The following is a 20,735-nucleotide window of genomic DNA, read 5'->3' as shown; positions in this document are numbered from 1 at the left end:
TAATAATTTTTAATTTTGTGGAAAGATACAACTTCAAATTAATTGAGGAAAAATGGCAAAAACATTGGGAGGATAATAAAACTTTTTCTTCTAAGATAAATAAAGCTAAAAAAAAATTTTATTGCCTAGAAATGTTTCCATATCCATCCGGAAAAATTCACATGGGACACGTGAGAAATTATACAATTGGTGATGTTTTAGCTAGATACAAGTCATTGCAAGGTTTTAATGTTCTTCATCCTATGGGTTGGGATTCATTTGGTATGCCAGCTGAAAATGCTGCAAAACAAAATAATCTTGATCCAAAAATTTGGACTGAAAATAATATTGAAAATATGAAGACTCAATTAAAAAAACTAGGTCTTTCAATTGATTGGGATAGAGAAATTTCAACTTGCTCGGAAGATTATTACAAACATCAACAAAATTTTTTTCTTGAGTTGTTAGAAAAAAAATTAGTTTATAGAAAAGAAAATTATGTAAATTGGGACCCTGTTGACGAAACAGTTTTAGCTAACGAACAAGTTATAGATGGAAAGGGCTGGAGGTCTGGTGCACCAGTCGAAAGGAAAAAACTAAATCAATGGTTTTTTAATATTTCAAAATTTTCGCAAGACTTACTAGATGGTCTTGATCAATTAGAGAAATGGCCAAACAAAGTTAAAGTGATGCAAAAAAACTGGATTGGAAAATCTTTTGGTTGTGAAATAGAGTTTAAAATTGAGGGAAATTTACCTATTGATAATATTAAATGTTTTACCACTAGACCGGATACACTTTTTGGATTTTCCTTTTTAGCATTATCTACAGATCATGAAATATCTAAGTTTTACAAAGATGACCCTGAATTTAAAAAATTTAGAGAAGAGTGTTCTAAAACAGGGACAACAGAAGAAGCTATCGCTGTAGGAGACAAAATTGGATTTAAAACAAGCTTATTGGCGATAAATCCACTAGATCCTAACCAAAAAGTCCCTGTATACTTTGCTAACTTTGTTTTAATGGATTACGGATTTGGTGCAGTTTTTGGATGTCCGGCACATGATCAGAGAGATTTTGATTTTGCAAAAAAATATGATCTAGAGATAAAAACGGTTGTAAAACCAAATGACGCTGATGATGCTTTTAAGGTAATGGACGAAGCTTATTCTGGATCTGGAATAATAATTAATTCTAAATTTTTAAATGGTTTAAAAGTTCCCGATCAGTCAGTAATCGAAACAATAAATCTACTTGAACAAAAGAAAATTGGTAAAAAGAAAATTAATTTTAGATTAAAAGACTGGGGGATATCTCGGCAAAGATATTGGGGGTGTCCAATACCCGTTGCATATGATTCAAATGGAAATGTTTACCCTATACCAAAGTCTATGTTACCAATTAAACTACCCTCTGACATCGACCTAAAAGTAAAAGGGAATCCTTTAGATGGTCAAGATGATTGGAAAAAAATCGTAATTAATGGAAAAACTTTATCAAGAGAGACTGATACATTAGATACGTTTGTTTGCTCATCCTGGTATTATTTAAGGTTTTGTTCCCCAACAAATTCAGAATATGGATTTACAAAAAATGAAATAGATTACTGGATGCCTGTAGATCAATATATTGGGGGCATTGAACATGCTATTCTTCATTTACTATATTCTAGATTTTTTATGAGAGCATTATCTCATGAAAATGAAAGCTTTCAAATCAAAGAACCTTTCGATGGATTGTTTACACAAGGTATGGTTTGTCATGAAACATATAAAGATCCAGATGGAAATTGGATTAGTCCAGAAGAAATAGAAACAATTAATGGAATAAAATATTTAAAAAAAGATAACACGAAAAAAATTAAAGTTGGGCCATCTGAATCTATGTCAAAATCAAAAAAAAATACAATTGATCCAGAAAATATTATTACAAATTACGGTGCTGATGCAGCTAGGTTGTTTATACTGTCTGACAGTCCACCTCACAAAGATGTTCAGTGGTCTGAGGATGGAATTAATTCATCATTTAAATTTATTCAAAAATTATGGAGTCTTAACTTAAAAGTTTTAGAAAAAATTAAAAATAATAAATTAAATGATCAAGATGAAGAGTTAACCAAAGAAACAAATAAGTTTATAAAAAAAGTCACTGAAAATTTAGAAAACTTTAGTTATAATAAAATCATAGCAAACATGCATGAGATCTATTCTTTTTGGAATAAACAAATCGAAAATTCATATAGCAAAGAAACAATCATAGAAAACTTTGAGAAGATTCTTTTGAGCTTTATGCCTGTAATACCTCATTTTTCAAATGAATGTTTAAAATTAATAAATAGCAAAAATTTTCAATGGCCAATATATTCTGATAAACTTGTTCAGGAAGAAGTTGGTAATATTGTTATTCAAGTAAATGGCAAAAAAAGAGGATTAATACAATCTGAAAAAGGTACGACTGAAGATGAGATATTAGAGAAAATAAGTAAAGACGAAAAATTATCTAAATATTTGTATCAACAAAAAATTAAAAGAAAAATATACATAAAGGGTAAACTTATTAATATTATAGTTTAAATGATAAAAAAAAAAATTATTTTAATTTTATTTATTTTTATAAGTCACTGTGGATTTAGTCCGGTATACAATTCAGAAAAAAAGTCAGAACTTAACATAACAATTTCTGGAATTACTGGAGATAATTACATCAATACATTAATGAACAATAAACTAAAAAATAAAAACAATGAAGTATCTAAAAATGAATTTAATTTAACAATTAATAACAACTTTAAAAAAACTGTAATTTTAAAAGATTCAAAAGGATCCCCAAGTGAATATGAGCTATCCTTAGAAACAACAGTTTTCATTGAAAAAGATAAAGAAAACTCAAAAACAGTATCATTCAATGAAAAACAAATCATTAAAAATATTTCTGATACATTCACCCTTAAAAATTATGAAAATACAATTAAAGAAAGTTTTGTAGATTCAACAATCAGGAAATTAAAATTTGAATTAATAAATTTTGAATGATTTTCAAATCATATGAAATAAAAAAAATTAATTCTGATAAGTCAAAAATTATTCTTTTGTACGGGAAGAACGATGCTCAAAAAGAAGAAGCAATAAATTTTATATCTGATAATACTGATTATTTCAGTTACGATCAAAGTCAAATATTTGAAAACCCTGAGAATTTCTTTGATGAAATTTATACTAAATCTCTATTTGGAAGTAGTAAAATTATCATTATTAAAAGAGTTAATGATAAAATATTAAATATAGTTGAAAGTATAAATTCAGAAAAGGTACAAGACACAATTATCATACTAATTGCGGATGTTTTAGATAAAAGGTCAAAATTAAGATTAAAATTTGAAAAAGATAAAGACTTAGCTTGTGTAGCTTTCTATCCCGATAGTAAACAGACACTGATGGGATTTGCATCAAATTTTTTTAGAGAAATTAATGTTTCAGTATCTAGCTCATTAATAAACACAATTATAGAAAAAACAAACGAAGATAAAAGTGCACTCTTAAATGAACTTGAAAAAATAAATTTATATACAAAAAATAACAAAAAAATAGATGAGGGAAAAATATATAAGCTAATTAACTTAAACGAAAATCATAATTTTAATGATTTAATTAACAATTGTTTAGTTAAAAATAAAAAAAAAATAATTCGTATTTTGAGCGATAACAATTTTGTTAATGAAGATTGTATATTAATTATAAGAATTTTCTTAAATAAATCTAAATTAATACTTAAACTCATAAAAGAATACGAAATCAATCATAATATAGATAAAACAATTTCATCAGCTAAACCTCCTATTTTTTGGAAAGATAAAGAAATAGTAAAAAAACAAATTCTAAATTGGCAAGCTCAGGATTTGAATAATTTAATATATGAGATAAACGAGTTAGAACTATTAATAAAAAAAAATATTAATAATTCAATTAATTTGATGACAAACTTTATTTTTGAGAAATCTTCGGCTAAAGATTAGTAATTTGATTTTATTATATCAATTATTTTATTTAGTTGATCTAAATCTTTATATTCAAAACTAATTTTACCCTTATTTCTTTTATTATTTTTTATCTCTACATTTAGCCCAATTTTATTTGAAATGGACAACTCAAGTGCGATTATATTTGTATCTTTGGACTTTAAGGATTTTTGTTTATTATTTTTAAAAATTTTAACAAAATTTTCAGCCTGCCTTACTGAAAGTTTTTTATGTATTATTTTGGAAGCAACGAAACTAGCGTTATCAAGACCAACTAAAATTTTAGCATGACCAGCAGTTAATTTTTGTGTTTCAATTAATTTTATTACATCATTAGGAAGGCTTAATATTCTTAATGAATTTGAAACATGACTTCTGCTCTTACCAATAAATTTTGAAACTTTTTCTTGATCATAGGAAAATTCATCAATTAATCTTTTATAGCCTTGAGCTTCTTCAAGTGGATTTAAATCATGCCTTTGAACATTTTCGACAATAGCAAATTCTAAAGATTTTAAATCATCTGCCTCTGTTATAACAACAGGCACATTATGTAATCCAGCTTTTTGTGCCGCAAGCCACCTTCTCTCTCCTGCAATTATTTCAAATTTTGATTTATCATCATTTGATTTTCTAACAATGATTGGCTGTATCATTCCTCTTTCTTTAATAGATTTAGTTAAATCTTCTAAATTGTTTGCATCAAATATTTTTCTTGGTTGATACTTGTTTGGAATAAGATCACTTACTAGCAATTGATTAGTTTGAGACTCTGTTTTTGCTTCACCAATCAATGAAGATAAGCCTCTTCCTAGACCTTTTTTAATTTTATCCATTAAGCAGCACTTCCAATGTTTGTTTCTTGATTAATAAATTCATCTGTAAAACTAAAATATGACTTGCTACCTGGGCATGATTTATCATAAATTAAAACTGGCATTCCATGCGAAGGTGCTTCTGATAATCTAACATTCCTTGGTATCACTGTTGAATAAACTTTATTACTAAAATAATCTCTAGCTTCTTTTTCAACTTGTGAAGACAATTTATTTCTTTTATCGTACATTGTTAAAAGTATACCTCTAATTTTTAATTCTGGGTTTAAACTTACTTTTATTCTTTCAATAGTCTTCATTAGTTGTGTTAAGCCTTCAAGGGCAAAAAATTCTGTTTGCAACGGCACTAGAAGAGATCCTGAGCATACCAGTGCCATAACAGTCAACAAGCTAAGCGATGGTGGGCAGTCGATCAAGATATAATCGTAGGATCCTTTAGAATCGTTTAAATAGGCGGCTAATTTACGCTTTAAAATAAAAGCTCTATTTGTATCATCTGCCGTTTCAACCTCTAAACCTGATAAGTCTACATTAGAAGTAATCATATCCAAATTTTTAAACCGAGTTTTCTTTATTACTTGATAAATTTCTTTAGTTCCATTTAAGACCCCATAAATTGTATCACTTGAGTTATCCATATTAGATAATCCAAGTCCTGTAGTTGCATTCCCTTGAGGATCTAAATCAATAACCAAAATTCTTTTATCATGTTGTGAAAGTCCTGCTGCAAGATTTATTACTGTTGTAGTTTTTCCTACCCCACCCTTTTGATTTATGACTGAAATAATTTGCATTTTATTTTTTTTAATTTCTTTTTAATTTTTTTTTTTAATTTTTTTTATATTTATCAAAAATGAATCCTTACTTGTTAAACTTTTCTTTTCTATAAATTCTAAATTCCATTTTTTTTTAGAATTTTCAAAAACTTTTTTTCCACTTTTACCCATAAAGAAAATTAAATTTTTATATTTTGAAAAATTTTCATAAACTAAATCTAAAACTACAGGCATAGGTTTAAAAGCCCTCGACATAATTGTGCCTGTCTCTAAATTTTTTATCTCAAAAATATTTTTTTGAAAAACTTTTGTATTTAAATTTAATTTTTCTGAAACTTCTTTTAAAAAATGGCTTTTATGGTAGCTTTTTTCATACAGATGCACATTCATTTTATTTTTCATGTTTTTTAGTATAATTGCCACTATAATTCCTGGTAAACCCGCTCCAGAACCTAAATCTGTTATTGTATTGCAATTTAAATCAACGAAATCAATTATTTGTGCTGAATCTATAATATGACGCTCAATTATTGCGTTTTTTGATGCTGTATTATGACCAATTATGTTAATTTTTTTATTTTTTTCAAGAATAAGAGATATATAGTTTTCAAAGTCTAAAAATGTTTCACGTGAAACATTTAGATCATCAAGTCTAGAGTAAGAATTTAAAATTTCTTGATCCATTAAGCTATATGCTTAATAGACTTTCTTTTTACATGTGACAACAAAATATATACAGCTGCTGGGGTTATTCCATCAATTCTAAGAGCCTGACCCATAGTTTTGGGCTTTATTTCTTTAAATTTAGCTTTTACCTCATTAGATAAACCAGAAAGCCTATCATAATTAATTTTATCAGGAATAATTAAGTTCTCATCTCTCTTAAATGCTAATATATCTGCTTTTTGCTTCTTTAAATATCCCCTGTAATGGGCATTAATTTCTACTTGTTCATCAATTTCTTTACTAAAATAGGGTATTTCTGGCCATATTTCTCTAATTTTACTCATATTCACATCTTTTTGAGATAGCATCTCATTTGAAGACCTTAATATTCCATCTTTCGCTATTTTGATCCCAAATTTTTCAGCTTTAGATGGTGAAATACTAGATTTATTCATTTTTAAATTAATTTTTTCAATTTTGTCAAATTTATCCAAATATAAAGTTTTTCTTTCTTCTCCAATTAACCCAATTTCTATTCCCTTGGCTGTTAATCTTTGATCTGCATTATCTGCTCTCAAACTTAATCGATATTCTGCTCTTGATGTAAACATACGGTAAGGCTCAGCAACTCCCTTGGTAACTAAATCATCAATCATTACACCAATATAGGCATCGGATCTATCAAGGATAAAAGGCTCAGAATTTTTTACAGACAAAGCTGCATTTATGCCAGCTATAAGGCCTTGCGCAGCTGCTTCTTCATATCCTGTTGTTCCGTTAATCTGCCCAGCAAGATAAAGATTGCTAACCTTCTTAGTTTCAAGGGTCAAGAATAGTTCACGTGGATCTATATAGTCATATTCTATAGCATATCCTGGTCTTATAATATTAACATTTTCTAAACCATTGATATTATTACATATTTCTTCTTGTACTTCAGCTGGGAGCGATGTAGAGATCCCATTTGGGTAAATTGTGTGATCATAAAGCCCTTCTGGCTCTAAAAAAATCTGATGACGAACTTTATCTGCAAATTTTACTATCTTATCTTCTATAGATGGACAATATCTTGGACCTACTCCTTTTATGTTACCTGAGTACATTGCACTTTTAGATAAATTTTTTTCAATAATCTTATGAACCTTCTCATTGGTATAAGTCATTCGACATGACACTTGTTTGTTTAAATTTTTTTTAGTTAGGAATGAAAAATAATAAGGATCATCATCTGCAAATTGTTCTTCAAGGTTTTCGAAATTAATCGTTCTTGCATCTAACCTGGGCGGTGTTCCAGTTTTTAATCTTCCAATTTTAAAATCATATTTTGCTAATTGTTCACTTAAACCTGTTGAAGGTTTTTCATCATACCTTCCTGCTGGTGTTCTTTCGTCACCTATATGTATCAAACCATTTAAAAAAGTTCCTGTTGTTAGTATTAACTTGCTACATGATACCTTTTTACCTTCTTTTGTTTCAAAACCATTTATAGCATTATTTTTAAAAATAAACTTTATTACAGGATCTGAAAAAATGCTTAAATTACAATAGTTTATCAATTTTTTTTGCATAAATTTACGATATAGTGCTCTATCTGATTGCGTTCTTGGTCCGCGCACAGCTGGTCCTCTACTTCTATTTAATAATCTAAATTGTATGCCTGATTTATCTGCAACATCTCCCATAACACCATCGAGTGCATCTATTTCTCGAACTAAATGACCCTTACCTAAACCACCTATTGCTGGGTTACATGACATCTCACCGATAGTTTCTATTTTATGAGTGAATAGGGCAGTGTTAACACCTAATCGAGCAGAAGCAGCTGCTGCTTCACATCCTGCGTGACCTCCACCAATTACAACTACATCAAATGACAAATCATTTTTCATAGGTTAAATTTATATGTGAATACGTAATTTACAAGACAGACTTAATTTTTTGTAAATAAGCGTTAATTATCAATAGTTTTGGATAAAAAAATGTCTAAAAATAAGGAAAATAGGGGATTACTTACCTATGCAAAAATCATTGAAAATACTACCTAATATCTCCTCTACATCAACTTTTCCAACGATCATACCCAAATGTCTAGTAGCTAATCTTAAATCCTCTGCTGCTTTATCAAAATCTTCTACTGCTTTTTTTTGATTAAAGTTATTCAAATGGTCTAAACACTGTTCCAAATGTTGTCTGTGTCTTTCTCTGGTAATCAAAATATCATCACTAGTTATAAATTTATTTTTTAAATTATTTTTTATTTTTGAAATTAGTTCATCAATATTTTTATTGTCTTTAATTGAGATTAAAACATGATTTAAATTTTTTATTTCTGAGTCAATTTCTTTTTCTAAAAGATCAGACTTGTTTATAACTAAAATTGCATTTTCATCTAATAAACCTCTCAAAACGTCAGTAAAATCAAGGCTTTTTGCATCTACCACTACAAGCTTTAAATCTGCTTCTTCGGCTCTATTCAAAGATAATTTAATACCTTTTTTTTCTATCTCATCTTTAGATTCTCTTATGCCTGCGGTATCAGATATTATTACGGGATAACCATCTATATTAAGATGAGTTTCTATAACATCTCTTGTAGTACCAGCTATTTCAGAAACAATTGCAACATCTCGATTTGATAAATGATTTATTAAACTAGATTTCCCTGCATTAGTAGGTCCAAGGATTGCAATCTTAAAACCCTCTCTAATTCTTTCTCCGACTTTTTGATCATTTAAAATCTTTTCAATTTTTTTTATAACTTCATTTGAATTATTTTTAATTTCATCCAAAATATCGTTTGGTAAATCCTCATCTGGAAAGTCAATTTTAGCTTCAACATGAGCCAAGATTTTTAAAAGTTTTTCTCTTAAAAAATTGAATTGATCTGCAGACTTACCTTTCATTATTTTAATTGCTTGTTGTCTTTGAATTTCTGTTTCAGATGAAATTAAATCAGCTATACTTTCTGCTTCTAATAAATTTATTTTTCCATTTTGGAATGCAAGTTTAGTAAATTCACCTGGCTCTGCTAATCTGCAATTTTCAATTTGAGATATAGAGGAGTGTAGGGCATCTACCACAGCCTTGCTACCATGAACTTGTATTTCAGCCATATCTTCACCTGTGTAGCTCTCAGGACCAGGAAACCATAGAATTAATCCTTCATCTATCAATTCAGATTTATTTGTTTTATTAATCTTTCTTAGAGTTGCCACTCTTGGAATTGGGAGTTCTTTACCAGTTAACATCTTGATAACTCTAGAAGTCTCACTGCCGGAAATCCTGATTACTGCAACACCAGAAATTCCAGGCCCACTGGATAAAGCAAATATTGTCATAAAAAGATTATAGCTTGAAAATTGATTATTATGGCAAAATTTTTAATAACAGAAATATTAGGAATGGTTAATTTCCTCAACCATATTAAAGAATGACTTTGAAAAACTAACTTTATCAAATAATGAGGAATCAATTACATTTTCGAATATAAAATTCCTTAATTCGTTAAGTTTTTTTATATCATTTGATAGTTCAACAGCCTTATTAATATAATCCTCTTGATCTTTTGAAATTAAATAGTCCAATTTTAAATTTTTATTTATAGACGCTCCACATCTTGAATTAAAATTATATCCATCCATTGTTAAAACTGGTACACCCATAAATAATGCCTCAAATGAAGTTGTAACTCCATTATAAGGAAATGTATCAAGCGCAACATCTACTTTTTCATACAACTTTAAATGATCTTGAAAATTTTTATCATGTTCATGGAAAATAATTGAATCTGATATTCCGTACTCAGCAAATTTTTTTTTAATTCTTCTATTGTTATCTTTTTCCATAGAAGATTTTAGTAATAATTTTGAATTTTTACTTAATTTTAAAATTTTTGACCAAGTATCAATTACATTGTCATTAATTTTCATAAAATTATTAAAACAACCAAATGTTATGTGATTATTAGATAATGTTGGTGAGTTAATTTTTTTTCTTAAATAATTAATGCCAGAATGACAATTCCAAATGTTGGGTAAATAAATTATTTTTTCTGAATAATATTTTTCTTCCTCTTTTTTAATTAAATTTCTATCAGTGATAAGATAATCCATATTATCTAAACCAGTTGTATTGCAGTAACCTAACCAAGAAACCTGATTATGGGCTATTCTATTTTTAATAATTTCAACTTTGCTTTCAGAAGTTAATCCCATCAAATCAAATACCAAATTTAAATTATATTTCCTGATAGTGTTAATGGCAATAATATCGTCGAGATTATGAATATTTATTGTTTTATATACTAAATTGCTAAAAACCTTAGTTGTATCATCTGTAAAATTTTGATTTAGAATTAAATAAATTTCAAATTTATTTTTGTTATAATCTTTTAAAATTGATTTTAAAAAAAAAGTAACAGAGTGTGAATTTCTTATATCGGCAGATAAAAAACCAATTTTGATTTTCTCGTTTTTAATTTTTGGAAAAGAAAGTAAATTATCATTATTATATTTTGGAACCTTTTCATTGAAATTTTTTAAATGATAAAAAAAGTCTTCTTGTGAACAGTCATTATTAAACATTCTAAAATAATTTATTGAACAATAATCCCGCAACCTAGAATCTTTATTATTAACCATTTTTTCTAGATGAACTATAATTCGATTTGAGTCATTTAATCTTGTATACAAACGCTTCATGGAATTATTTAGCTGATAATCTTCTAAAAAATTATTATTTTTTAATTTAGAATAGAGATCAATTACTTCATCAAAATCAACTAAGGACTTATCAAGATCATATAATTCAATAATTGAATTTATTAAGTTTGCTAAAGACTCTAGACCTATTTTTCCATCTCGATCTTTTTCGTAAGCTGATTTAAAATCTGAAATTGCAGAGAGCAAATTCTCTGTTGTTTTATTCTCTGATAATTTTGAAAAACCTAATAAATTAAAAATACCTGCAGGCCTATCAGCGATAGGGAAATTTTGTTCCATCAAAGAGATAGCTTCTGTAAATTTTTTATTATTAATTAGTTCTTGTAATTTTAACTTTAGATCTGTGGAAGAGATCATTTTAAAATTATTTAAGAAGGTTTGTTCATTGAATTAAAAAATTCTGAATTATTTTTCGTATCTTTTAGTTTTGAATTAATAAACTCTATAGCATCCATTGTTCCCATTGGAGCAATTATTCTCCTCAACACATTCATTTTTTGTAAATCATTTTTATCGAATAATAACTCTTCTCTTCTTGTGCCTGATTTTGTTATATCTATTGCTGGATAAATCCTTTTATCAGCAATTTTTCTATCTAAGACAGTCTCACTATTTCCTGTTCCTTTAAATTCTTCAAATATCACTTCATCCATTCTGCTTCCAGTATCTATTAAAGCAGTTGAAATTATGGTTAGAGACCCTCCTTCTTCAATGTTTCTTGCAGCACCAAAAAATCTCTTTGGTCGTTGAAGTGCATTTGCATCAACACCTCCGGTCAAGACTTTACCAGAACTTGGTATCACAGCATTATATGCTCTCCCTAATCTTGTTATTGAGTCTAACAATATAACAACATCTTTTTTGTGCTCTGTTAGTCTTTTAGCTTTTTCTATAACCATTTCTGCAACAGCTACATGACGTTGAGCAGGTTCATCAAATGTTGAACTAATCACTTCACCTTTAACCGTTCTCTGCATATCGGTCACTTCTTCCGGACGTTCGTCTATTAACAAAACTATTAAATAACATTCTGGATAATTTTTTGCTATTGAGTTTGCTATACTTTGTAAGATCATTGTTTTTCCAGCTTTTGGTGGTGAAATAATTATTGATCTTTGGCCCTTACCAATTGGACTAACTAGATCAATCAATCTTGGAGTAAGGTCTGGTTTTTTTTCAACCTTAGTTGTCTCAATTTCCATAACTAATTGTTTGTCTGGATATAATGGAGTTAGGTTATCAAATGCAATTTTATGTCTAGCTTTTTCCGGTTCTTCAAAATTTATTTTACTTACTTGTAATAATGCAAAATATCTTTCTCCTTCTTTAGGGGCTCTCACTGGACCCTCAACAGTATCCCCGGTTCTTAAACCAAATTTTCTAATCTGACTTGGGCTTACATATATGTCATCTGGTCCCGGAAGATAATTAGATTCCATTGCTCTTAAAAAACCAAAGCCATCTTGTAAAAGCTGCAAAACACCAACACCTGTGATTTCCTCTTTTTCTGCAACTTTTTTAAGTATAGCAAAAAGAATTTCTTGTTTTCTTAACGTGCTAGCATTCTCAATTCCAAGTTCTTCTGCTTGAGTAATGAGCTGTTCAGATGATTTAAGTTTTAATTCTTGGATGTTCATGATTAATATTTTGATAAGGACTTATCGATGATATGAATATATATACTGATTATATTATTTCAACCCTAGATTGGCTTAAAAATAGCCAAAAATACAACAATAATTAAAATTATAGTTGGTATTTCATTAATAATTCTAAAGAATTTAGAAGATTTTGTATTTGTAGAATTTTTTATGCTAACAAGACATTTTCCTAAAAAGTCATTGTAGGCTGACAACAAAACTATCAAAATTATCTTTATCTGAAACCACAGTTGAGCAAAAATTTCTATTCCATTTAAATAAATTAAAACTAATCCAAAAACCCAGGTAAATATCATAGCGGGACGCATAATATAAAAGAATAATTTTCTCTCCATCACTTCAAATATATCGGTGGCTTCTTTCTTTTCTTTGTTTTCAACATGATAAACAAAAATTCTTGGTAAGTATAAAAGACCAGCCATCCAAGAAACAACCGCGATTAAATGTAAAGATTTAAACAGCAAATAAGAATTCATTCATCAAATATTTTTTTCAATTAAGGATTTTATTAAAACAATATGGTCATCATTATCATTTAAACATGGAACCATATCAAAGTTTATTCCTCCAGCATTTATAAAATTTTCTTTACCTTGAATTAATATTTCCTCCAAGGTTTCTACACAATCAGATGAAAAACCCGGAGATATGACAAGAATATTTTTAATTCCCTCATTTGGGAGTCTTTCTAGAGTTTTATCAGTGTATGGTTGCAGCCATTCTTGTGGACCAAATCTTGACTGAAAAGTAGTTTTAATTTTTATAGAATTAAATTTTTCTGAAATAAGTCTCGTTGTTTTATGACAGTAGCAATGATACGGGTCTCCTTTATCAAAATATTTTTTTGGTATCCCGTGGTATGAGGCTATGATTAGATCTGGTTTCCAGTTAATTTCATTAATTTTTTTATTGATCGAATTAACTAGTGCATCAATATATAAAGGATTAGATTCATAATGCGGAATTATTTTAAGGGAAGGTTGCCATCTCATTTTCATTAACGTTCTGTAAACTTCATCGCAAACTGTTGCTGTTGTGGCCGCTGCATATTGAGGATAAAGAGGAAGGATAACTAAATTTTCGCACCCCATCCCATTCAATTTATGTATCTTTTTTTTAATACTTGGATTTCCATATCTCATTGCAAAATCCAAAACGATATTTTCTTTTTTAAATAATTCAGAAGTTTTCTCGCTTTGTTTTTTTGTATAATATAGAAGGGGAGACATATTTTCGTTTTTCATCCAAATTTCTTTATAAGCCTTAGCTGTCTTGGAAGGTCTAAAAGTTAGGATAAATAAATTTAAAATTACTTGCCAGACTATAGGATTTACTTCAATCACTCTTCTATCTGAAAGGAATTCTTTTAAATATTTTCTTATATCAAACCAACTGGTAGAATCTGGTGTGCCTAAGTTAATAATTAGAACACCTGTTTTTCCATATTTTATAGGTGGATGATTAACGTCCATATTTTAATTATTCTTTACTATTTTTATTAAGTTTTCAACCATCTCCGGATTAGTCTCTGGCAGTATACCATGACCTAAATTAAATATATATGGATGGTCTTTAAAAATTTCTAAATAACTTAAAGCTGCTTTTTTTAAATTTTCATAATCTGTTAAAAGAACTTTGGGATCTAATCCTCCTTGAATGGGAATTTTAATATCTTTAAGTATCTTTTTAGGATCAACATTATAATCAATACTTATTGCATCAGGTTTAACTATCTCGCAAAACTCTTTATAATTTTTAATCTCTCTTGGAAAACATATTACAGGTACATTTAGAGATTTGACATATTCTACTAAATTTAAAGTAGGTGCGTAAATATAGTTTGGTAAATCTTTTTCTTCTAATAAACCGGCCCAACTATCAAAAATTTGGATAACATTTGCTCCATTATCTATTTGATTTTTTATATGAACTTTTAAAAATTTTTCTATAAGTAATAAAATTCTGTTTATTAAAAACTCATCTTTGAAAAAATTTTCATTCAAATCCTTTTTTGGAGATTTTAAGTTAATCATGTAAACTAAAAGAGTCCACGGTGCACCTACAAATCCAATAGTATTTTTATTTTTTACAATTGGATGAGAACTTACTTGTTTAATTGCTTTATAAACAGGATATAACTTTTCAACAAAATCTATCTCATCTAATTTTGCAACCTTACTTAAATCTAAATTATCTAGTTTAGGACCAAAATTTTTCTCAAATTTCACTTTTTGACCTAAACCATAAGGTAACATTAAAATATCAGAAAAAATTATTGCAGCGTCAATATCAAATCTTTTCAATGGTTGTAGAGTTATTTCAGTTGATAAGTTGTCATTTAAACATAGACTAATGAATTCAGGATTTTTTTTTCTAATTTCTCTAAACTCTGGCAAATATCTGCCTGCTTGTCTCATTATCCATAGAGGTTTAAATGATGTATCTTTGTTAATAATTACTTTGTTTAAAGGTTTCATATAAAAGTCTTATAAATTATTGTAGTATTATTATATCTTGTGAATAAAGAAGATTATTTTTTATAAACATTATACTGACAATTTACTAACAAGTTTGATGATTAAAATTGTTTAAAATGAAGCTTTTTTGATTATTTCAATTTTTGTGGATTGTTTTAGCTTATTTATTATTATTGTTAATAAAAGTCAGATTTTACAGATGTTATTGGAGAAATTTAAAATTGTATAATTTAATCAAAACAATACACGTTTATTAACAATTTATTTATGAGTAATACATATCAAATATATTTAATTTCCGACTCGACCGGAGAAACCCTAGATAGAATATTTTTGGCCCTTAAAGCACAATTTTTAAATATAGAATATAAAGTTAATTCCTACTCCTTCACAAGAACAGAAAATCAAATTTTAAAAATTTTAGAAGACGCAAAAAAAAATGAGAATTCAATAATTTTATATACTATTGTAGATAATAACCTTGCTAAGTATTTAGCTAACGAGAGTGAAAATAAAAAGATACCTTGTTTTGGAGTATTAGGTAATTTAATTTTAAATTTTTCTAAAATTTTAAATCAAAAAGCATCTCATGAACCCAGCGGACAACATGTTTTGAATGATGAATATTATGATAGAATTGAAGCAATTCAATTTACCATGAATCACGATGATGGTAATTTAATAAGTGAAGTTGAAAAATCTGATATTATTCTCGTAGGGGTTAGCAGAACCAGCAAAACACCAACATCCATTTATCTTGCCAATAAAGGCTTTAAAACTTCAAACATTCCTTTAGTTAACGAAAACTCTTTACCAGAAAAACTTAAACAAAATCCACATATAACTTGTGTTGTTGGATTAAGTACAGAACCCGAGAGACTCGCAGATTTAAGAAAAAATAGAATGAATTCATTGAAAGAAACAGAAAGTATAGATTATACCAATCTTGAAAGTATAAAAAAAGAAGTTCTTCAAGCAAAAAAAACATTTCAAAAATACAAATGGCCCTTAATAGATGTAACAAGAAAATCTGTTGAAGAAACTGCAGCCTCTATAATTAAAATACATGAAATTTATTTAAACAATGTCAGATAAAATTATTTTAGCATCTAAAAGCAAGGTCAGAAAAGATATTTTAGATAAGAATAATATTAAAAACATCGTGGAACCTTCAAACGTAGATGAAGAAATTGTGAAATTAGCTTTAATTAAAGAAAATGCTACTCCAGAAATAATTTCAAAAAATTTAGCAGAATTAAAGGCAAATAAAGTTAGCACCAAAATTCACGACCAAATAGTACTTGGTGCTGATAGTGTGATTGATTTAGATGGAGAATTAATCTCAAAACCTGAAAGCAGAGAAGAAGCGATGAATATATTGAGAAAACTTAATGGGAAATCGCACTTTTTAATAAGTTCTGTTTGCATTTCAAAAAATGGTTCAATGGTTTGGAATTACACTGATAAAGCAACTTTAATAATGAAAAATTTTTCAGATTTAGAATTAGAAAAATATTTATCTAAAATATCAGACGAAAATCTTTACGCTTACAATGTCTATCAAATCGAAGGAGAAGGAAGAAGTTTGTTCAGCAGTATAGAAGGAGATGAAAATACAATAATGGGGTTACCTATAAAAAAAATCAAAGAATATTTAAATTTACAAAAATGAAAAAATATTTTGTGATTGGAAACCCAATTGAACATTCATTGTCTCCACAATTACACAACTATTGGTTAGAACAAAATAATATTAAAGCAGTTTATGAAAAAATTAAACTAGAAGAAAGTGAAATTGAAAATTTTATCCTTAAGATCAAAAATCAAGAAATAAATGGTTGTAATGTTACTGTTCCGTTTAAGAAAATAGTGATACCTTTTTTAGACAAGCTAAGCTCAGAAGCAGAACACACGCAGTCGGTAAATACAATTTGTTTTGATAATGGTGATTTAGTTGGTTACAATACGGATATTGGTGGTTTTCAAAAAGCAATAAATAACTTGAATTACAAAGTTAAAGATAAAGAAATTTTAATTTTAGGTGCTGGAGGCGTAGTTCCATCAATTATTTTTGCTTTAAATAAAATGGAAGCATCTAAAATCACTGTGAGCAATAGAACTTATAAAAAGGCTGAAAATTTAAGAACTCAATTTAATAAAATAAATATTGTTAATTGGGGAGAAGTGCCTGATTTTGATATGATTATAAATGCAACTAGCATAGGATTAAACAATGAGAGCATAAATCTTAACATTACAAACATTGGTGACGGAAAGTTATTTTATGACGTGATTTATAATCCTCGTGAAACCAATTTTTTAAAAGAGGGGAAAAAATTGGGAAATCAAATAGAAAATGGGAAATTAATGTTTATTTATCAAGCTTTTGAAGCATTTAAGTTATGGCACAACATTGAACCAACGATAAATAGTAGCGTACTTAAATTATTAGATAATGATTAGAATAGGTATAATTGGCGATATTGGGTCTGGAAAAACATTTGTAGCAAATAATTTTGGATATCCTGTTTTTAATGCTGACCATGAAGTATCAAAATTATATAGAAAAGATAAAAAAGTTTATTTCAAATTAAAAAAAAAATTACCAAAATATATTTATGCTTTTCCTATAGATAAAAACGAAGTTACCAAAGCAATATTAGCAAAACCAAATAATCTCAAAAAAATAATAAATATTGTTCATAAAGAAATCAGAAAAAGATTAGATTCTTTCTTAAGAAAAAATAAAAATAAAAGAATTGTTATTTTAGACATTCCATTATTAATCGAAAATAAAATTTCCAATAAAAGGGATATATTGATTTTTGTTAATTCTAAAAAAAAAGATATTGATATAAGGTTAAAGAAAAGATTAAATTTTAATAGTAGACTTGTAAGAATGTTTAAAAAAATTCAGTATAATTTAAAATATAAAAAAAAAAGATCTAACTTTATAATTAAAAATAACTTTAGAAAAAATTCAGTAAAAAAACAAATTAAGGAAATTTTAAATTTTATCGAATAAATGAAAGAAATAGTTTTAGATACAGAAACAACGGGAATATCTATAAAAGAGGGTCATAGAATTGTTGAAATTGGCTGTATTGAATTAGATAATTTAATCCCAACAAAAAATACATTTCATTGTTATCTAAACCCAGAAAGAAAAGTTTCTGAAAAAGCATTCCAGGTACATGGTTATTCTGATGAATTTTTATCAAAACAAAAAAAGTTTAGTGATGTCCAAGATGATTTCTTAAATTTCATTAAAGACAAACCGTTAATTATACACAACGCAGAATTTGATTTAGCTCATTTAAATAATGAATTGAGACTTCTTAGTAAATCAAAAATTACAAATGAAGTAAAAGATACATTGGTTATCGCAAGAGACAAATACCCAGGATCCCAAGTTAGTTTGGATGCTTTGTGTAAGAGATATAGAATTGATAATTCAAGAAGAATAAAGCACACAGCGCTTATCGATTGTGAATTATTAGCTAAAGTTTATATTAATTTAATTGATCAAAAAGAGCCGTCTTTAAATTTTAACTCAGAAGAAAAAATTAAAGAAGTAGAGGATTACAAAGTTAAGTATTTTAAAAAAGTAATTTATCCAAATGCTGAGGAGTTAGAAAGTCATAAAAATTATTTAAAACAACATTTAAAGAAAAATTATTTCTAATTCATTCTTTGAGAATATAATTCTTCAAAGTTAACTTTTTTTTCGAATTTAATATTTGGATATCCAGATACTTTTAAAACATTTAGAAGGGCTTCTTCTAATTTAGGATAGATCTCAGTTTGAACATCACATAGAATAATTTTTTCTAATTCTTTCTTATCTATTACTTGTTCATTAATTTTGATTATTGTTGAATAAATAATTTCAAAATAAGATTTTTTTTTAACTTTTTCTTTTTCCTCAAATTTAAATTTAGTATTAATTTCTATCATTTTATTTTTTATTGCTTTTGAGTTTATATCTATATCTAATTGATATTTAGATATTCTATCCCTTACGTATAGAAATGTTTCTATGTCAGGAGTTTCGCTCGATAAATCTTTTATATAATTTCCAAGTATCTCAAATTTTTCTTTCATCATCTTCCTCAATTATTTCTTCATACTCTCCATCTATAAAGCTTTTTGTTTTATATTTTTTTTTATCAAAATTCTTAAATATTTTTTTAATTAAATATTTTCTAGTTAATGGAAAAATCAATATAAAGCCAACCAAATCACTTGCAAAGCCGGGTATAATTAAAAGTATAGCTGCAACAGCAATAGCAGCACCAGACATAACTTCATATGTTGGATTTCTGTTGTTATTAATTTGCAGAAATCCTGATTTTAAAGTGTTTAACCCCTCATACTTTGCATAATAAATTCCTATTATAGCTGTTATAAAAATTAAAAATATAGTGCTAAAGGCTCCAATTTGAGCCCCAATTTTTATAAAAAGAAAAATCTCAACAATTGGTATTAAAATTATGGAAATAAGAATTGGGTTCATTTGTCTCTTAGTTTAAATTGCTGGTTGAAATTAATCAACAGAGTAATTAGTATAAAGGCTATGAGTTATAGTTTTGAGTACATTGATATAATCTTATTAGCCATGATTGCTGGTTTTATCTTTTTAAGACTAAGAGGAATTTTAGGTAAAAGAACTGGATTTGAAGGTAAAGCACCAGGTCAATTTAAAGAAGTAATAGAAAAAATAAAAAATGAAAAAACCATAACATCTTCTGATAAATTTGATGATCAAGCTCAAAAAGAATTTTTACAAGGGGCAAAAATTGCATATGAGACAATAATTACAGATTTTAGTGATAACGATAACAAAATTACAACAAGCAAGCCTCTTTTAGGAGAAAAAATTCTTTCACAATTTAATGAGGCTCTTAACGAGAGGAATTCAAGAGGTCACTCTGCAGATATAACTTTCATTGGTATTAATTCGGCAGTAATAAAAGAACATAAGAAAAATGATAAAATTCTCAATGTTACTGTTGAGTTTATAGCTGAAGTTATAACTTGTATAAAAGATAAAAATAAAAATATAATTTCTGGGGACCCTGAGAAAATAAAAAAAATTTATGACACTTGGGTTTTTTCAAGAGACACAACATCATCGAACCCAAATTGGAAATTAGTTAATACATTAACTTAATTGAATAAAAAAATATCAGATAAAGACAAACAAGATTGGCAAAGTTTTATTGATAGTAACGATAAACTGTTTGATAAAGACTATAAGTTAACAAAAGATAAACAATTTAAATCAAGACAGTTAGATTTGCATGGCTACTCTTTAGATGATGCTAATCAAAAAATTAAATATTTTATAATCAGCAGTTATGAAGAGGGTGTGCGTAAATTAAGAATAGTTACTGGAAAGGGACTACATTCAGATAATGAAAAAAACCCATATGTTTCTAAAGATTTAAGCATTTTAAAATATTCAATACCTGAATATATCAATAACAATCCAAGTCTAATGAAGTTAATTAATTCTTTTGGTGAAGCTAAAATTGAAGATGGAGGAAGTGGAGCGTTTTATATTTTTCTGAAAAAAAAACTTTAATTCAGTTATAATAAAAA

General features: G+C 27.4%; 22 protein-coding genes. 10 read left to right on the top strand and 12 right to left on the bottom strand.

The window, feature by feature from the left end:
* Positions 1–17: 17 nt before the first annotated feature.
* Genes leuS through holA form a run of 3 tightly spaced genes read left to right on the top strand, consistent with a single transcriptional unit; the run spans position 18 to position 3,991 of the window.
* Positions 18–2,552: a leucine--tRNA ligase gene (gene leuS, locus ACTTA8_RS06930; protein WP_440655116.1), complete on the top strand. Its 2,535-nt coding sequence runs from the start codon at positions 18–20 to the stop codon at positions 2,550–2,552.
* On the top strand, positions 2,553–3,011 hold the full coding sequence (locus ACTTA8_RS06925; RefSeq protein ID WP_440655115.1) for a hypothetical protein: 459 nt from the start codon (positions 2,553–2,555) through the stop codon (positions 3,009–3,011). It abuts the gene before it with no gap.
* A complete protein-coding gene (gene holA / locus ACTTA8_RS06920) occupies positions 3,008–3,991 on the top strand; it encodes a DNA polymerase III subunit delta (protein WP_440655113.1) in 984 nt (327 codons plus the stop codon). The genes ACTTA8_RS06925 and holA overlap by 4 nt, the downstream gene beginning before the upstream one ends.
* Here holA and ACTTA8_RS06915 read toward each other — a convergent pair.
* The 10 genes from ACTTA8_RS06915 to hemE form a co-directional block, all read right to left on the bottom strand.
* Complete coding sequence (locus tag ACTTA8_RS06915) at positions 3,988–4,830, bottom strand: ParB/RepB/Spo0J family partition protein (RefSeq protein ID WP_440655111.1); 843 nt, start codon at positions 4,828–4,830, stop codon at positions 3,988–3,990. The genes holA and ACTTA8_RS06915 overlap by 4 nt on opposite strands.
* On the bottom strand, positions 4,830–5,624 hold the full coding sequence (locus ACTTA8_RS06910; RefSeq protein ID WP_440655110.1) for a ParA family protein: 795 nt from the start codon (positions 5,622–5,624) through the stop codon (positions 4,830–4,832). Before ACTTA8_RS06910 ends, ACTTA8_RS06915 begins: the two co-directional genes overlap by 1 nt.
* Positions 5,625–5,645: 21 nt before the next feature.
* Complete coding sequence (locus tag ACTTA8_RS06905; protein ID WP_440655109.1) at positions 5,646–6,290, bottom strand: 16S rRNA (guanine(527)-N(7))-methyltransferase RsmG; 645 nt, start codon at positions 6,288–6,290, stop codon at positions 5,646–5,648.
* Positions 6,290–8,161, bottom strand: a complete 1,872-nt coding sequence (gene mnmG / locus ACTTA8_RS06900; RefSeq protein ID WP_440655108.1) for a tRNA uridine-5-carboxymethylaminomethyl(34) synthesis enzyme MnmG — start codon at positions 8,159–8,161, stop codon at positions 6,290–6,292. The genes ACTTA8_RS06905 and mnmG overlap by 1 nt, the downstream gene beginning before the upstream one ends.
* 117 nt (positions 8,162–8,278) lie before the next feature.
* Positions 8,279–9,610, bottom strand: a complete 1,332-nt coding sequence (gene mnmE / locus ACTTA8_RS06895; RefSeq protein WP_440655107.1) for a tRNA uridine-5-carboxymethylaminomethyl(34) synthesis GTPase MnmE — start codon at positions 9,608–9,610, stop codon at positions 8,279–8,281.
* A 57-nt stretch (positions 9,611–9,667) separates the two neighbouring features.
* On the bottom strand, positions 9,668–11,350 hold the full coding sequence (locus ACTTA8_RS06890; protein WP_440655105.1) for an O-linked N-acetylglucosamine transferase, SPINDLY family protein: 1,683 nt from the start codon (positions 11,348–11,350) through the stop codon (positions 9,668–9,670).
* Between the two features lie 11 nt (positions 11,351–11,361).
* On the bottom strand, positions 11,362–12,630 hold the full coding sequence (gene rho / locus ACTTA8_RS06885) for a transcription termination factor Rho (protein WP_440655103.1): 1,269 nt from the start codon (positions 12,628–12,630) through the stop codon (positions 11,362–11,364).
* Positions 12,631–12,695: 65 nt separating this feature from the next.
* The gene (gene hemJ / locus ACTTA8_RS06880) at positions 12,696–13,130 is read right to left on the bottom strand and encodes a protoporphyrinogen oxidase HemJ (RefSeq protein WP_440655102.1); all 435 of its coding nucleotides are present in this window, start codon (positions 13,128–13,130) and stop codon (positions 12,696–12,698) included.
* 3 nt (positions 13,131–13,133) lie between these two features.
* On the bottom strand, positions 13,134–14,126 hold the full coding sequence (gene hemH / locus ACTTA8_RS06875) for a ferrochelatase (RefSeq protein WP_440655100.1): 993 nt from the start codon (positions 14,124–14,126) through the stop codon (positions 13,134–13,136).
* A 3-nt stretch (positions 14,127–14,129) separates the two neighbouring features.
* On the bottom strand, positions 14,130–15,131 hold the full coding sequence (hemE, locus tag ACTTA8_RS06870) for a uroporphyrinogen decarboxylase (protein ID WP_440655098.1): 1,002 nt from the start codon (positions 15,129–15,131) through the stop codon (positions 14,130–14,132).
* Positions 15,132–15,398: 267 nt separating this feature from the next.
* Here hemE and ACTTA8_RS06865 point away from each other — a divergent pair, with 267 nt between their 5' ends.
* From ACTTA8_RS06865 to dnaQ, 5 genes are read left to right on the top strand one after another with little or no spacing between them, the layout of a single operon-like run.
* On the top strand, positions 15,399–16,226 hold the full coding sequence (locus tag ACTTA8_RS06865) for a pyruvate, water dikinase regulatory protein (protein WP_440655096.1): 828 nt from the start codon (positions 15,399–15,401) through the stop codon (positions 16,224–16,226).
* On the top strand, positions 16,216–16,803 hold the full coding sequence (locus ACTTA8_RS06860; RefSeq protein WP_440655094.1) for a Maf family protein: 588 nt from the start codon (positions 16,216–16,218) through the stop codon (positions 16,801–16,803). Before ACTTA8_RS06865 ends, ACTTA8_RS06860 begins: the two co-directional genes overlap by 11 nt.
* The gene (gene aroE, locus ACTTA8_RS06855; RefSeq protein ID WP_440655092.1) at positions 16,800–17,594 is read left to right on the top strand and encodes a shikimate dehydrogenase; all 795 of its coding nucleotides are present in this window, start codon (positions 16,800–16,802) and stop codon (positions 17,592–17,594) included. Before ACTTA8_RS06860 ends, aroE begins: the two co-directional genes overlap by 4 nt.
* Positions 17,587–18,156 (top strand): dephospho-CoA kinase, encoded by a 570-nt coding sequence (gene coaE / locus ACTTA8_RS06850; protein WP_440655091.1) that lies wholly within the window; start codon positions 17,587–17,589, stop codon positions 18,154–18,156. Before aroE ends, coaE begins: the two co-directional genes overlap by 8 nt.
* The gene (gene dnaQ / locus ACTTA8_RS06845; protein ID WP_440655089.1) at positions 18,157–18,816 is read left to right on the top strand and encodes a DNA polymerase III subunit epsilon; all 660 of its coding nucleotides are present in this window, start codon (positions 18,157–18,159) and stop codon (positions 18,814–18,816) included.
* Here dnaQ and ACTTA8_RS06840 read toward each other — a convergent pair.
* Together ACTTA8_RS06840 and ACTTA8_RS06835 are read right to left on the bottom strand one after the other, a co-directional pair.
* Complete coding sequence (locus ACTTA8_RS06840; RefSeq protein WP_440655088.1) at positions 18,813–19,235, bottom strand: protein-export chaperone SecB; 423 nt, start codon at positions 19,233–19,235, stop codon at positions 18,813–18,815. The genes dnaQ and ACTTA8_RS06840 overlap by 4 nt on opposite strands.
* Entirely contained in the window at positions 19,219–19,647 is a 429-nt protein-coding gene (locus ACTTA8_RS06835; RefSeq protein WP_440655086.1) for an FxsA family protein, read from the bottom strand. Before ACTTA8_RS06835 ends, ACTTA8_RS06840 begins: the two co-directional genes overlap by 17 nt.
* Positions 19,648–19,707: 60 nt before the next feature.
* Between ACTTA8_RS06835 and ACTTA8_RS06830 the strand changes: the two genes are divergently transcribed.
* Positions 19,708–20,304 (top strand): Tim44/TimA family putative adaptor protein, encoded by a 597-nt coding sequence (locus tag ACTTA8_RS06830; protein ID WP_440655084.1) that lies wholly within the window; start codon positions 19,708–19,710, stop codon positions 20,302–20,304.
* Complete coding sequence (locus tag ACTTA8_RS06825) at positions 20,305–20,718, top strand: Smr/MutS family protein (RefSeq protein WP_440655083.1); 414 nt, start codon at positions 20,305–20,307, stop codon at positions 20,716–20,718. It abuts the gene before it with no gap.
* Positions 20,719–20,735: the final 17 nt, after the last annotated feature.

This window comes from Candidatus Pelagibacter sp. HIMB1506, from assembly GCF_052047935.1.
Lineage (GTDB): Bacteria > Pseudomonadota > Alphaproteobacteria > Pelagibacterales > Pelagibacteraceae > Pelagibacter.
This window is presented reverse-complemented; position numbering and strand designations above follow the sequence as displayed.

Coding starts and splice junctions, on each gene's coding strand:
- ACTTA8_RS06925 (WP_440655115.1), top strand. CDS start 2,553: ATGATAAAAAAAAAAATTATTTTAATTTTATTTATTTTTATAAGTCAC.
- holA (WP_440655113.1), top strand. CDS start 3,008: ATGATTTTCAAATCATATGAAATAAAAAAAATTAATTCTGATAAGTCA.
- ACTTA8_RS06915 (WP_440655111.1), bottom strand. CDS start 4,830: ATGGATAAAATTAAAAAAGGTCTAGGAAGAGGCTTATCTTCATTGATT.
- ACTTA8_RS06910 (WP_440655110.1), bottom strand. CDS start 5,624: ATGCAAATTATTTCAGTCATAAATCAAAAGGGTGGGGTAGGAAAAACT.
- ACTTA8_RS06905 (WP_440655109.1), bottom strand. CDS start 6,290: ATGGATCAAGAAATTTTAAATTCTTACTCTAGACTTGATGATCTAAAT.
- mnmG (WP_440655108.1), bottom strand. CDS start 8,161: ATGAAAAATGATTTGTCATTTGATGTAGTTGTAATTGGTGGAGGTCAC.
- mnmE (WP_440655107.1), bottom strand. CDS start 9,610: ATGACAATATTTGCTTTATCCAGTGGGCCTGGAATTTCTGGTGTTGCA.
- ACTTA8_RS06890 (WP_440655105.1), bottom strand. CDS start 11,350: ATGATCTCTTCCACAGATCTAAAGTTAAAATTACAAGAACTAATTAAT.
- rho (WP_440655103.1), bottom strand. CDS start 12,630: ATGAACATCCAAGAATTAAAACTTAAATCATCTGAACAGCTCATTACT.
- hemJ (WP_440655102.1), bottom strand. CDS start 13,130: ATGAATTCTTATTTGCTGTTTAAATCTTTACATTTAATCGCGGTTGTT.
- hemH (WP_440655100.1), bottom strand. CDS start 14,126: ATGGACGTTAATCATCCACCTATAAAATATGGAAAAACAGGTGTTCTA.
- hemE (WP_440655098.1), bottom strand. CDS start 15,131: ATGAAACCTTTAAACAAAGTAATTATTAACAAAGATACATCATTTAAA.
- ACTTA8_RS06865 (WP_440655096.1), top strand. CDS start 15,399: ATGAGTAATACATATCAAATATATTTAATTTCCGACTCGACCGGAGAA.
- ACTTA8_RS06860 (WP_440655094.1), top strand. CDS start 16,216: ATGTCAGATAAAATTATTTTAGCATCTAAAAGCAAGGTCAGAAAAGAT.
- aroE (WP_440655092.1), top strand. CDS start 16,800: ATGAAAAAATATTTTGTGATTGGAAACCCAATTGAACATTCATTGTCT.
- coaE (WP_440655091.1), top strand. CDS start 17,587: ATGATTAGAATAGGTATAATTGGCGATATTGGGTCTGGAAAAACATTT.
- dnaQ (WP_440655089.1), top strand. CDS start 18,157: ATGAAAGAAATAGTTTTAGATACAGAAACAACGGGAATATCTATAAAA.
- ACTTA8_RS06840 (WP_440655088.1), bottom strand. CDS start 19,235: ATGAAAGAAAAATTTGAGATACTTGGAAATTATATAAAAGATTTATCG.
- ACTTA8_RS06835 (WP_440655086.1), bottom strand. CDS start 19,647: ATGAACCCAATTCTTATTTCCATAATTTTAATACCAATTGTTGAGATT.
- ACTTA8_RS06830 (WP_440655084.1), top strand. CDS start 19,708: ATGAGTTATAGTTTTGAGTACATTGATATAATCTTATTAGCCATGATT.